Genomic DNA, 13,537 nt, shown 5'->3' with positions numbered 1-13,537 from the left:
GGCGGCGGGAAATTCGGTCAGGCCCGCCCTGTCGCCCCCTGCAACACCCTCTCCCCGCGCGCCGCCCAACGCCGCATGATCCACGCCCCCACGGGCCGCTCCACCGTGCGGTTGAGGAGCGCGCCGAGCAGCACCGCCGTCGCGGTCGCCAGCCCATAGCCCACCGCCGGATGGAGGCCGAGCCGGTCGCTGTTCAGCATCACGACAAAGCCGATATTCTGGTGGACCAGATAGAGGGAATAGCTGATCCCGCCGAGCCACAGCAGCGGCCGCGCGCACAGCCAGCCCAGCCGCCCCTCCACCATCGCCATGAAACCGCCGGTGATGGCAATGGCGGCGAGTAACTGTTCGGGTGGGCATGTCTGCGCGGCGGTGAACAGGATGGCGAGGACATAGGGGATCTGGTCACGCCATGTCCGCTCACCCGCCCACACGCGATAACTCAGCAGGCCGATGCCGAAGAAGGGTATCCAGTTCAGCACCATCAGTTCGGCCAGCCGCGTCGGCATCCCCGCCCAGTAGAACATCACCCATTTGCAGAAGAGCCAGCCGAGCAAGGCTGGTTCGATCCGCCTTAGCAGACCCAGCCCCCACAGGCCCAGTATGCACACATAAAAGCCGATCTCGAACGCCAGCGTCCAATAGGCCCCGTCGATGGCGGGCACATAGAAATAGGCCTGTAGCATGCTGAGGTTCACCACCGCCGCGCTGAACGGTATCTGCAACTGCGGTGCGTTGCCCAGATATTCGGCGGTCAGCGTCAGGGTCAGCGCGACCCAATAGACCGGCAACAACCGTGCCATCCGGTTGACCACGAAATCCGACGCCCGCTTCAGATGCTTCATCGTGAAAAAAATCGCGAAACCGGAAATCGCAAAGAACAGCATCACCCGATAATTGCCGCTGAACAGGTGAAAGGGGACATGGGGCCGGCCCGGAAACAGCTCCGGGTAGCGGGACGAATAATGATAGTTCAGCACCAGTATCGCCCCGACGCCGCGCAGCGCATCCAGTTCGTCGAGGCGTCGACGGCGTGAGACACCCGGCGGTGGGCGATGCGCCTCCACCCGGACGGCGTTCCAGCGCCGCAGCAGCCAGTCCCCGGCGGGCCGCTCGATCCAGCGATGGATCGCAAAGCCCAGTCCAAGCGCCAGCATGATGGCGGCGACCAGCGCGATCCAGGGATCGACCCCGGCGTCGCTCGCCTTGGCCATCACCGTCATGCCCACATGCTGGTGGACCAGATAGAGCGGATAGCTGATCGCGCCGACCCACAGCAGGGGCCGGTTGCAGACGAAGCCCAGCCTGCCGTCCGTCATCGCGACGAAGAAGGCGAGCGTCAGCGCGCAGATCACCAGCACCTGCCCCTGTTCGACCAGCGCGACGCAAAAGAAGACCATAGCGAGGATCGGCACCTGTTGCGCCCATGTCCGCGCCCCGTCATGGACGCGATAGCTGACCAGCCCGATGGCGAAGAAGGGGATGTGGCGCAGCACCAACAGTTGCGCGACCGGTTCTGGAAAGCCGTGCCAAGAGTGCATCAGGAGCGCCAGCGCGATCCAGCCCGCCAGCACCCGCTCCAGCCGCGCCAGCCGCCCCAACCGCCACACCACCGCCATGCAGGCGTAGAAGGCCAGTTCCACCGCCAGCGTCCAGTATGCGCCGTCGATCGACTCCAGATGCGCGAACCCCTGCAACATCGTCGGGTTGACCAGCATGTCGATCGTGGGCAGCGCGAAACGGGGGATAGGCGCCAGCGCCTGCACCGCCAGCGTGACCGCCATCGCTGCCCAATAGGCGGGGAACAGGCGCGCGAAACGGCCAAAGGCGAAATCGCCGACATGGTTCAGGCGGCGGATGGAAAATTGCAGCGCAAAGCCGGACAGGGCGAAGAACACCACCACCCCGTCATAGCCCGCGTCGATGTTCAGCCCGACATGGGCCGCGCCGGGAAACATGTCCGGAAAGCGGCTGGTGTAATGGAACAGGATGATGATCAGCGCACCGATGCCGCGCAGGGCGTCGATCTCACGGACACGGCCGCCGCTGCGCGCTTCTGGTCCGCTCGACGTCACTGGCAACCCCTGCTGATACCCCTGCGGTATAAGCCCTGGCCCTTTATATCCGCTTAATTTCGCAAGCGTGACAGTATGTGTCTGACTACCAGATCTTCACCCGGTCCTGCGGCGCGAGATAGAGTTTCGCCCCAGGCTGTATAGCGAAACCGCTGTACCACGGGTCGAGGTTGCGGACCGTCGCGACCCGTTGCTCCGACGGCGAGTGCGGATCGGTCAGCAACCGCTGGCGCAGGTTCGCCTCCCGGAAATTGCGCCGCCACACCTGCGCCCAGCCCAGGTAGAAACGCTGCTCGCCGGTCGTACCGTCGATCACCGGCGCAGGCTTGCCGCCCAGCGACGCCTGATAGGCGTCATAGGCGACGGTCAGGCCCGCCAGGTCCGCGATATTCTCACCCAGCGTCAATTGCCCCTTCACATGCTCGCCGGGCAGAGCCTCATAGGCGTCATATTGTTTCACCAGCCGGTCGGTCAGCGTCTTGAAGCGGCGCACATCCTCGTCGGTCCACCATTGGACCAGCTTGCCGGTTGCGTCATATTTGGCGCCCTGATCGTCGAAATGATGGCTCAGTTCATGGCCGATCACCGCGCCGATGCCGCCATAATTGATCGCCGGGTCCGCATGGGGATCGAAGAAGGGCGGCTGCAATATGCCCGCCGGAAAGACGATCTCCACCATGCCGAAATTGGCATAGGCGTTGATTTCCATCGGCGTCATGCCCCATTCCCAGCGATAGATGGGCTTGCCCAGCTTCCCCACGGCATAGTCATGGTCATATTGGTTCGACCGCAGCGCATTGCCAAACAGGTCGTCACGGCGGATGTCCAGCCCGCCATAATCGCGCCACCGGTCGGGATAGCCGATCTTGGGCGTAAAGGCGGCCAGTTTCTGGTGCGCCTTCCGCTTCGCCTCCGCGCTCATCCAGTCCAGCCCGTCGATGCGGCGGCCCATGGCGGCGATGACATTGCGGACCAGCGTGTCCGCCGCCGCCTTCGTCTCCGGCGGGAAATAGCGGGCGACATAGGCCTTGCCCACTTCCTCGCCCAGGCTGTGCTTGACGAAATCCACCGCCCGCTTCCAGCGCGGTTCGCGCTCCGGCGTACCGGACAGGGTGGTGCCGTAAAAGGCGAAATTCTCGTTGGCGATGGCGTCGGGCAGTTCGTCCGCAAATGCGCCGAGACTGCGGATCAGCGCGATGTCCTTGAGCACGGCCAGCGGCGCGGCGGCGATGATCCGCGCCTCGCCCGCAATCGCGCTGGGCTGGGCGACGAGCAGTTCCTTCACCTGCCCCAACCCCTGCGCGCCCAGCCATGCGGCAAAGTCGAAACCGGGCGCGCGTTTGCCCAATTCGGCCAGCGTCATCTTGTTATAGACCTTGTCCGCGTCGCGGCTGTCCTCGCGCGTCCAGTGGACCTGTGCGATGCGGCTCTCCAGCGCCAGTATCGCGTCGGCGCGGACGGCGGCGTTCGGCTCCCCCGCCAGCGTGAACATCCGCACCAGATGCGCCACATAGGCGGTCCGCACCGCCTTCATCTTGGCTGTGTCGAGCAGATAATAGTCGCGGTCGGGCAGCCCGATGCCCGACTGGTACAGGCCGAAGATATAAGTGTCCGGCGCCTTGTCATCCTGCCCGACATAGCCGGCGAAGGGCGTGTCGATGCCGTTGCGCGACGCCTTGCCGAGGAGGATGGCATAGTCCGCCTTGCTGCGGACAGCCTTGATCTGGTCCAGCCAGGGCCGGATGGGGGCGAGGCCCCGCGCCTCCACCGCCGACTGGTCGAGATAGGCGACATAGGCGTTGCCGACCTTGCTGGCGGGATCGTCCTTCGCCGCGTCCAATATCTCCTTGGTGCGGGTGCGGGACAGGTCGTCGAGGACGGCGAACAGGCCATAGTTGGACTTGTCGGCGGGGATGGCGGTGGTTTTCGCCCAGACGCCATTGGCATAGCCATAGAAATCATCGCCCGGCGCAATGGCCGGGTCCATGCCCGCCGTATCGAAACCGAACTGACCATAGGTGGGCTTGGACCCAGCAGCCGCCAGAGCGGGCGCCGCCGTCGATCCGCTATTTGACGATGCGTCGGCCAAGGATCCGCCAGACAGGCCGGCCGTGCATCCGCCGAGCGCAGTGGAGGCAAGGATCGCAAGCAGGATCGAAGAACGCATGCATAAACTCCCGACAATGCCCCCCGGCGCCCGCTTCCCTAAAGCCTTTTCGAAGCAGAGGAAATCATCTGCTGACTCGGAAAATGCGGTAGATCGCAAGACGAGGAAGGTTTCGAGCCGATGCAATCCCATCGCAAGTGCCTCAGCCGATCACGTCTTACGAAGCCGATGGCCGAAAGATCAGCGACAGTTGCCGACCCCAGCGATGATGGGGAAGGGCATCGAGAACGAACGGGCGACAACATCAGCCAGCACGGGCCGAACAGACTATGCTATCGCCCATCCTGCGGCGTGGCGACATTGGCCACCGGTGCGTCCGCATCCTCCGCCGCGGCGGCGGCCGGGGCCGGGGCGACCATCGAACGCGGCTCCAGTATCGCCGCTGCTTCGATCACATCCAGCGCGCGGTGCGCCTCATTATAACGGCGGGCCTGCTCCAGCCAGCGAATGGCGCTCGGCCGGGGCAGAAGCGGCGTCATCTCCGCGATGGCGTCGTCGATCTGGCCGACTTCCACCGCATGACGCGCGCGCATCAGGCGCTGTTCGGGTTCCGGTGAGGGCGTGCCCGCCTTGCGGATGATGGCGATACTGCCCAGTTCACGCCAAAAGCCCTGCCACCAGCTTCCCCGCTGGCGCGGATCGCGCGCAACGGGATCGACATCCTGAAGGCCGACGCGCAGGTCGGCCAGCGTCACCGGCTCCGCCGCGGCGTTGACGATGGTGGCCACCGCCTTGGGCTGGGCGTCGCCGAAACGCAGGCGCAGCGTCCCCTCGATATAGCCGAGCGGTCGCCCGCCATCCAGCGCGCGGCGGGCGGCGAAGGCGGTCAGCAGCGCCTCCGCCCGATTGGCGTTATAGGATGCGGCCTGCGCCGATACGGAGATGCGGGAGAGGCGCTGTTCCAGATCAGCGATGCGCGCGGCCTGTGCATCGACCAGCGCAGGCGCGGCCAGCAGGGTGCGCGGCACCGTCCCGCCCTCCGCCCCGCCGGCGGCGTTTTGCAGCACATCGGCGCTGTTCGACGCCGCGCTGACCACGGGCAGGCGGCCGCTCATCGAACGCCAGTTCTGCGACAGCCATGCCATGAGGATGGCCCCGCCGATGAAGGCAAGGATCAGCAGCCCCAAAATCATGCGTGTACCGATGCCGCGCCGTGGCGGCGGCGATGTCAGATCCGGTTCGGCTGTCATAACGCCCTGATTGTTGCGAAGCCGCAGAGACTAGACGATTTGCGTCGTCATACAAGCATTTGCAGACCGGCCAGCAATGCGGCGTCGGTCGCGGCCCCGGCGATGACCCGGCCATGCCAGCCCTCGCCGCACGCCTCCGACGCCGCGCCGCTGATCGCCAGGATGGTGATGCGGTCGCGGTCGGCCGGGGAAACCAGTTCGGCCAGCCGCCCGCCAGCGCGGGGCGAATGGACGAGGGCGAAAATCTCCCGCTCACGCGGCAACGCCTGCGCCAGTCCCTGCGCATCGCCCGTCGGCATCGTGCCATAGACAGGCAGGCGGGTGATGGAGAGGCCGAGGTCGTCGACCTCCCGCACCTCCATCCCGCACAGGTGCAGGATGCGGCTATATCCGGCCGCCACGATCAACGGCAGGGTGAGCGGCGCATTGCCACCGCCGGTCGTCACGTCGCGGAACCCCGCCCGCTGCGCCGCACGGGCGCTGGCTTCCCCCACGGCGAACAGGGGCAGGCGGCAATAGCGTGACACGCCCGGCCCGCCGAGCCGCATGGCGTTGGCGCTGGTGACCAGGACCGCGTCATACTGCGCCGGGTCGGGCGGGGTCCATTCGACCGTCTCCACGACATAGAGGGGATAGGAAACCGGGCGGAACCCCGCCTTGCCCAACGCCTCGCCGGTGCGCGTGGCACCGGGTTCGGGGCGCAGGACAAGCACGGGTTCAGCCATGGAACAGGGATCGCACGGCGGGGCTAGCCCGGTCCAGCAGGTCATGGCCCAGCGCGGTCGCGGGCACGCCGTCGCCGGGCATCAGGCGCACGGAACCGCTGACATGCTCCGCGCCATCCGCCGACAGGATTTCCGCATCGAGGTGGATCATGCCATCCTCCATCCGGGCCAGCGCCGCGACCGGGGAGTGACAGGTGCCGCCAAGGCCGACCAGCAGCGCCCGCTCCGCCATGACGCAGGCAAAGGTATCCGCATGGGTGATCGGCGCGAGCCGTGCGCGAGCCTCCCCATCATCGGCCCGACATTCGATGCCGACCGCGCCCTGCGCCGGGGCGGGCAGCATCTCGCCGAGTGCGATGGTGACGCCGACATCGGCCAGCCCCAGCCGGTCCAGCCCGGCGGCGGCCAGCAGCGTCGCATCCGCCTCCCCCTGCTCCAGCTTGGCGATGCGCGTCGCGACATTGCCGCGAAACAGCACGGGGACCAGATCGGGACGGATGCGGCGAAGCTGCGCGGCGCGGCGCGGCGAACTGGTGCCGACGATGGCGCCCGGCTTCAGCGCGGCGATGCCGATCGCGCCCAGCAGCCTGTCCTCCACCGCCGCGCGCGGCAGCATGGCGGCGATGGCGATGGCCTCGGGGCGGATCGTCTCGACATCCTTCATCGAATGGACGCAGCAGTCCACCTCCCCCTCTAGCAGGGCGCGGTCCAGTTCCTTGGTCCACAGCGCCTTGCCGCCGATCTCCGCCAGCGCCCGGTCCTGCACCCGGTCGCCGGTGGTGGTGACGATGACGATGGCGACATCTTCCTCCCGCCAGCCATGGGCGGCGCGCAGCGCGTCCGCGACCATATGGGCCTGTGCGAGGGCAAGGGGCGAGCCGCGTGTTCCGATGCGAAAGCGGTGGGGGGTGAGGGTGTCGGGCATATGCGGCCTTGCTCTAATCGCAACGCGCGATAGAGGGAAGGCCGATGACCCTCTCCTCCATCACCAGTCAATCGGGCAGCCAGTCGGGCAGCCAGTCCGGGGCCGTGATCCTTGGGCTGGAGTCCAGTTGCGACGAGACCGCCGCCGCGGTGGTGGCGTCGGACCGGCGCATCCTGTCGCACCGGCTGGCGACGCAGGAGGCGATCCATCGCCCGTTTGGCGGCGTGGTGCCGGAAAATGCGGCGCGCGCGCATGTCGATGCGCTGATCCCGCTGGTGGAGGGCGCGCTGGCCGATGCGGGCCTGACACTGGACCGCGTCGACGCCATTGCCGCGACGGCGGGACCGGGCCTGATCGGCGGGGTCATGGTCGGCCTCGTCACGGCCAAGGCGCTGGCGATGGCGGCGGGCAAGCCGCTGATCGCGGTCAATCATCTGGAGGGACACGCCCTCTCGCCCCGCCTCGCCGACCCGACGCTGGAATTCCCCTATCTGCTTCTGCTCGTCTCCGGCGGCCATTGCCAGTTGATCGAGGTGCTGGGCGTGGGCCAGTATCGCCGCCTCGCCACTACCATCGACGATGCAGCGGGCGAAGCCTTTGACAAGACGGCCAAGCTGCTCGGCCTCGGCATCCCCGGCGGCCCGGCGGTGGAGCGAACCGCGCTGCTGGGCGATCCGAAGGCGGTACCCCTGCCCCGCCCGCTGGTCGGCACGGCGGACCCCCATTTCTCCTTCGCAGGGCTGAAAAGCGCCGTGCTGCGCGCATCGCAGACGGGGCAATGGAGCGCGGCGGACCTGTGCGCCAGTTTCCAGCAGGCGGTGATCGACTGCTTCATCGACCGCACCCGGCGCGCGCTGGCCGCCACGGGGCGCCGCCCGACCGCGCTGGTCGTGGCGGGCGGGGTCGCGGCCAATCAGGCGATCCGGGCGGCGCTGGCCGATCTGGCGGCAAGCGCGGACCTGCCCTTTGTCGCGCCGCCGCTCTGGCTATGTACGGATAATGGCGCGATGATCGGCTGGGCCGGGGCGGAGCGGTTCGCGGCGGGCATGACGGACGACCTCTCGGTCCCCGCGCGCCCCCGCTGGCCGCTCGACCCGGCGGCGGAGACAGCGCGTGGGGCGGGAGTGAAGGCATGACCATCGGCGTCATCGGGGCAGGGGCATGGGGCACCGCGCTCGCGCAGGTCGCGGCCAGCGACGGACAGGCCGTGCGGCTGTGGGCGCGCGAGAGCGAGGTTGTCGAATCCGTCAACGCCCGCCGCGAAAACCATCTGTTCCTGCCCGGCATCCCCCTCGCCCCGACCATAGAAGCCAGCACCGACGCGGGCTGGGTCTGCGAATCCGTGGACGCCGTGTTCATCGTCACGCCTGCCCAGCATATGCGGGCGGTGCTCGATGACCTGCCCCGCTACGCCCAGCCGCTGATCCTGTGCGCCAAGGGGATCGAGGCCGACAGCCTGATGTTGCTTCATGAAGTGGCGCATGCGGTGCATCCCGATTCCCCCATCGCCGTCCTGTCCGGCCCGACCTTCGCCCATGAGGTCGCCCGCGGCCTGCCCACCGCCATCACGCTGGCGTGCGAGGATGCGGCGGTGGCGGACCGGCTCTGTTCGTACATCGCCCAGCCAGCATTTCGCCCCTATCTGTCGACCGATGTGGTCGGTGCGGAAATCGGAGGAGCGGTCAAAAATGTGCTCGCCATCGCCTGCGGTGTCGTGGAGGGCGCGGGGCTGGGCCAGAATGCCCGTGCGGCGCTCATCGCGCGCGGCTTTGCGGAAATGACCCGCTTCGGCCTGGCGCGCGGGGCGAAGATCGAGACGCTGACCGGCCTGTCCGGCCTCGGCGACCTCGTCCTCACCTGCTCCTCCACCAGCTCGCGCAACTTCTCGCTGGGCAAGGGGCTGGGCGAAGGCCGCCCGGCGGCGGAATTGCTGGCCGACCGGCGCACCGTGGCGGAGGGCGCCTTTACCGCACCCGTGCTGCGCGAGGCGGCGCGCGCGGCGGGCGTGGACATGCCGGTGGTGGAGGCCGTATGCGCCCTGCTGTCCGATGAAGCCGCCGTGTCGGACGTGATCGCGACGCTGCTGGCGCGGCCGATCCGGTCGGAATGATCGTTTTCAAAATGGAACGATATGGTGCACCACGCGGTTTGACCGGGGCAGCAGGCATGGCTGCCCGTCGCGGCGGCCCCCGCGTCCGACACCGGGCGGACGGCGCAAGGATGCAAATGCAGGGCGACGACGCTTGAGCACGGCCGACACGACAGGGGTTCCCGACACGACCGGGCGGGACAAGCAGGACGATCTCGCCACCCTGGCCAAGGGCGGGCGCACCAATGTGCTGGGCTTCATGCTGCGGCTGGGCGCGCGCATCCCCTTCCTGCTGGTTGCGGGTCGCCTCTATGGCGCGGACACGCTGGGCCGTTTCGCGCTGGCCGTGCTGGTGGTGGAATTTGCCGCGCAGATCGCGACGCTGGGCCTTAAGCGCGGGCTGGCCGAACAGCTTTCGGCGCGCAGCCGCCCGGACAATCATGTCGTCTATGACGCGCTGCTGCTGACCGTCATGGCCTCCGCCGTGGCCAGTGCGGCGCTGATCGCCTTTCCGGGCGCGATGTTTCCCAACAGCGCGATCAACGGCCTCGACCGGCTGTTGCCGCTCATCATCTTCGGCATCGCCATCGCCGATGTGGCGCTGGCCGCCTGCGCCTATCGCTACGACATTGGCGCGACGGTGCGCGCCCGGTCGATCGTCGAGCCTTGGGCGATCAGCATCGCGGCCAGCGCGCTCTTCTTCTACTCCCCGCGCGACGGCCTGATTCTGGCCTATGTCGTGTCGATGACGTCGGCCTTCCTGACCGCCATCTGGGCGCTGTTGCGCCATTATGGCCTGCCCAAGGGCTGGCAGCCGCAACCGATGCAACTATGGACGATGACCCGGCGCAACCTGCCGCTGGCCGCCGCCGACGCGATCGAATGGGGCACGCGGCGGCTGGACCTGTGGATACTCGGCTTCTTCGTCTCGCCCACCGCGGCGGGCATCTATTATGTGGCGCAGCAATTCTCGTCCCTGCCGCAGAAGTTGAAGACCAGTTTCGAGCCGATCCTCGGCCCGATCATCTCCCGCAATGTCGCGGAGCGCAAATATGGCGCCGTGGCGGAGCATGTGAGCCAGGTCGGCTTCTGGATCATCGCGGCGCAGGTCGGCATCGCGCTGGCCATCGGCATACCGGGCGAGGCGGTGATGGGCGTGCTGGGTCCGCAGTTCGTGGCGGGGACGGGCGCGCTGATCTTCCTGCTGGCGGCGGAGGCGACATCGGCCCCGTCCGTGGTGGCGGAGGCCGCGCTGGTCTATCTGGCGCGCGGGCGGAACCTGTGGCTGTCCATCGCCACGATCGCCTTGCAGGCCGGGCTGAGCCTCGCGCTGGTCATCGGCGCGCGCCACCTCGCCCTGCCGGAAATGTGGGTGGCGGCCTGCCCCGCGCTGGGCCTGGCCGTCGCGCTGGCCGCCGGGTCGTGGATCAAGTCGCGCGCGCTGAGCCATATCGTGCAGGCGCCGGTGACGAGCTGGCGTCCCTCGCTGTTCCTGGCGGGCGGTCTGGCGGGCGCGGCGGGCGGCGCCTTCACCCTCCTGCCCCGGAGCCTGGAATGGGCGGAGTTACTGCTAGGCATCCCGGCCATCATCCTGACCTACAGCCTCGTCATCTGGCGCGTCGGTTTCGGCCCGGCCGACCGGGAATTGTTCCGGCGCGGGGCCAAGCCGTCCCCCGCCCCGGCCTGCTATCAGGGACCGGACGGGGGCTAACCTGTCGGCCATAAAGCCAAGCGGACTTTAACCACTCCCTAGCACCCTGACGCTATGGCCAGACAAAAGGTCGCGTCAGAGAAGCCATGTCATTGTTACGCCGCATCCCCGGCCAGTATCTCTGGCCCCTGCTCGCCCTGGTCGGACTCTGCTTTGGCAGTATCCTGGCGCTGCTCTATGTCACCACCTCCTCGCAGGACCGGATGGAGGCGGCGCGGGAGGCGCGCACGCTGACCGCCGCGCTGCGGACAAACGTCGACATGGTGCGCCGCGATCTTCAGGATTATGCGATGTGGGACGACGCCGTGCGCCACATCGCGCGCGATTTCGACGCCGACTGGATCGACGACAATGTCACCGCCTATCTGGGCCGGACGCAGGGCTATGACCATGTCTTCGTCATCGCGCCCGACGGCAGCACCCCCTATGCGTTCAGCCATGGCAGCCTGTCGCGCGCCAGCGCGGGCAAGGGTGCGACGGAGCTGTTCGGTCCCGCCTTTGCGGAGAGCATCGCGGCGGTGCGGCGGATGGACCCCGCCCATTCCCCGTCGATCAGCGGCTTCACCCGGCAGGGCGACCATTTCTATATCTATGCCGTGGCGGCGGTGGTTCCGCTGACCCACAAGGTCACGCTGCCCCCCGGCGGCAAATATGTGCTGGCCATCGCCAATGAGGTGGACGGATCGTTCCTGACCCGGCTGCGCAAGGCGCACCAACTGGTCGGGCTGACCGTGCGGCAGGACCGGGGCGCCGTCCCCCTCACCGATTTTCGTGGACGCACGCTGGCGCATGTCGACCTGGCGGTGCGAACGCCGGGATCACGGCTGCGCGACCAGATATTGCCCGGCCTGATCCTCATCATCCTGTTGTCCGCGCTGGTCGCCGCATCGGTGGTGCGGCAGGGTGGGCAGGCGATGGACGCGCTGCGCAGCAGCCGGGCGGATGCGGTCCATAATGCCGATCACGACCCGCTGACCGCCCTGCCCAACCGGCGTGTCCTGCTGGAACGGGTGCGGGTGCGGCTGCTGGATGGGCGGGCGGTCGGCCTGATCTACATGGACCTGGACGGGTTCAAGGAGGTCAACGACCTGTATGGCCATCGCGCGGGCGACGACCTGCTGCGCGCCGCGACCGTGCGCATCGCCACCCTCGCCGGGGAGGATGCGCTGGTCGCGCGCATGGGCGGTGACGAGTTCGCCGTGCTGGCCGCCGACGGCCGGGGCCATGACGCATCGGCGCTGGCGCAACGGATCATCGACGGCTTTCAGGAGACGTTCGCCATCTCCGGCGCGAATGTGCGGGTCGGGGTCAGCATCGGCGTGGTGACGACGCCCCGCCATTGCGCGCTGACCGTGGACGAGCTGATGCGCCGCGCGGACGTGGCCATGTACAGCGCCAAGGGACGCGGCAAGAATCGCTGGCACCTGTATGCGGCGGGGATGGACACCGGCCATGACGTGCGCAAGCGGCTGGAGCATGACCTGCGCACCGCCATCGCCGCCAATGGCATCGACGTCGCCTATCAGCCGATCGTGTCCGCCGCGACAGGCCGCATCGTCTGTTTCGAGGCGCTGGCCCGCTGGACCCACCCGCGCGAGGGGATGATCCCGCCCGATGTCTTCATCCCGCTGGCGGAGATGACCGGCCTGATCGGCGCGCTGGGCGAGCAGGTGCTGGCCAAGGCGTGCCGCGCCGTCGCGCCCTTCGACATCGGGCTGGCGGTCAACCTGTCGCCCGCGCAATTCTGGGACGCGCATCTGGTCGACTCCGTTGCGCGCATCCTGAAGGAAGAGGCGTTTCCCGCCGACCGGCTGGAGCTGGAGATCACCGAAAACTACCTGATGCGGCGGCCCGATGCGGCGGCGGGTGTGATGGAGGAATTGCGCACACTGGGCATCCGGCTGGCGCTGGACGATTTCGGGTCGGGCTTTGCCAGCATCGGCTATCTGCGCCAGCTCAAGTTCGACCGGCTGAAGATCGACAAGCAGTTCGTGTCCGACGCGGCCGCCAGCGGCGACGTCGGGGAAGGCGCGGCAGAGATGCTGGTCGCCATCGTCGCGCTGGGCCGCGCGCTCCGGCTGGAAATCACGGCGGAAGGCGTGGAGACGCAGGACCAGTCGGCGCTGGTCAAGGCGTGCGGATGCCACCGGATGCAGGGCTGGCTGCATGGACGGCCCGTGGCGCCCGAAATGCTGGCAGAGACAGTGGCACGGCTGGGCCGCGACGGGGACAGCGAGCGGGGCGGAGATGGCGGGCAGGGCGACAACCTGCCGCTTCGCAATCGGGCGCAGGGCTGACCAGCCGATCACGGCAGATACGTCCAGCACGCTTATGGCTGACGAATATGATACCCCACGACTGAGCGCCCCACGACAGGCAGACGCCAATCAGCGCAAAGCCCGCGCAAACCGGGTAAGCAGGCAAAACTGTTCAGGAAAAAGCGACTTTACTGCCCACCCTTTCCGGGGGGCCTTTTACCGGGGTGCCAGTCGCTGGCCGGTCGCCCGTCCTGCTGGACGGTGCGCCCTATGGGCATCCTCTCCCAAAGGGTAAGCCCCGTCACCAGTGGCGGCGGGGCTCCCTTGGATGACCGATATTCGTTTCCGAATCTCTGATCTTCCGCTTCTCCATCATCCAGATCTCGGATCGATTTCC

Annotated in this window: 9 protein-coding genes; 4 read left to right on the top strand and 5 right to left on the bottom strand. The window is 67.7% G+C overall.

Annotated elements, in window-relative coordinates; translation table 11 throughout:
* Positions 1 to 17 precede the first annotated feature (17 nt).
* The 5 genes from LWE61_RS03755 to hemC all read right to left on the bottom strand — a co-directional run bounded on the left by LWE61_RS03755 (position 18) and on the right by hemC (position 7,082).
* Positions 18 to 2,075 carry an acyltransferase family protein gene (locus LWE61_RS03755; protein ID WP_234148699.1) on the bottom strand — a complete coding sequence of 686 codons (2,058 nt, stop codon included), beginning with the start codon at positions 2,073 to 2,075 and terminating at the stop codon, positions 18 to 20.
* An 85-nt stretch (positions 2,076 to 2,160) separates the two neighbouring features.
* Positions 2,161 to 4,242, bottom strand: a complete 2,082-nt coding sequence (locus LWE61_RS03750) for a M13 family metallopeptidase (protein ID WP_234148698.1) — start codon at positions 4,240 to 4,242, stop codon at positions 2,161 to 2,163.
* 272 nt (positions 4,243 to 4,514) lie between these two features.
* On the bottom strand, positions 4,515 to 5,432 hold the full coding sequence (locus LWE61_RS03745; RefSeq protein WP_234148697.1) for an MICOS complex subunit MIC60: 918 nt from the start codon (positions 5,430 to 5,432) through the stop codon (positions 4,515 to 4,517).
* Positions 5,433 to 5,479: 47 nt separating this feature from the next.
* The gene (locus LWE61_RS03740; RefSeq protein WP_234148696.1) at positions 5,480 to 6,157 is read right to left on the bottom strand and encodes a uroporphyrinogen-III synthase; all 678 of its coding nucleotides are present in this window, start codon (positions 6,155 to 6,157) and stop codon (positions 5,480 to 5,482) included.
* Positions 6,150 to 7,082 (bottom strand): hydroxymethylbilane synthase, encoded by a 933-nt coding sequence (gene hemC / locus LWE61_RS03735; RefSeq protein ID WP_234148695.1) that lies wholly within the window; start codon positions 7,080 to 7,082, stop codon positions 6,150 to 6,152. Before hemC ends, LWE61_RS03740 begins: the two co-directional genes overlap by 8 nt.
* A 44-nt stretch (positions 7,083 to 7,126) precedes the next feature.
* Here hemC and tsaD point away from each other — a divergent pair, with 44 nt between their 5' ends.
* From tsaD to LWE61_RS03715, 4 genes are all read left to right on the top strand, one after another.
* The gene (tsaD, locus tag LWE61_RS03730; RefSeq protein WP_234148694.1) at positions 7,127 to 8,218 is read left to right on the top strand and encodes a tRNA (adenosine(37)-N6)-threonylcarbamoyltransferase complex transferase subunit TsaD; all 1,092 of its coding nucleotides are present in this window, start codon (positions 7,127 to 7,129) and stop codon (positions 8,216 to 8,218) included.
* Positions 8,215 to 9,192 (top strand): NAD(P)H-dependent glycerol-3-phosphate dehydrogenase, encoded by a 978-nt coding sequence (locus tag LWE61_RS03725; RefSeq protein ID WP_234148693.1) that lies wholly within the window; start codon positions 8,215 to 8,217, stop codon positions 9,190 to 9,192. Before tsaD ends, LWE61_RS03725 begins: the two co-directional genes overlap by 4 nt.
* Before the next feature lie 133 nt (positions 9,193 to 9,325).
* Complete coding sequence (locus LWE61_RS03720) at positions 9,326 to 10,882, top strand: lipopolysaccharide biosynthesis protein (RefSeq protein WP_234148692.1); 1,557 nt, start codon at positions 9,326 to 9,328, stop codon at positions 10,880 to 10,882.
* 86 nt (positions 10,883 to 10,968) lie between these two features.
* Complete coding sequence (locus LWE61_RS03715; protein ID WP_234148691.1) at positions 10,969 to 13,179, top strand: putative bifunctional diguanylate cyclase/phosphodiesterase; 2,211 nt, start codon at positions 10,969 to 10,971, stop codon at positions 13,177 to 13,179.
* The last annotated feature ends 358 nt before the right edge of the window (positions 13,180 to 13,537 follow it).

Origin of the sequence: Sphingobium sufflavum (genome assembly GCF_021403115.1) — a bacterium.
In the GTDB taxonomy this organism is placed as follows: domain Bacteria; phylum Pseudomonadota; class Alphaproteobacteria; order Sphingomonadales; family Sphingomonadaceae; genus Sphingobium; species Sphingobium sufflavum.
This window is presented reverse-complemented; position numbering and strand designations above follow the sequence as displayed.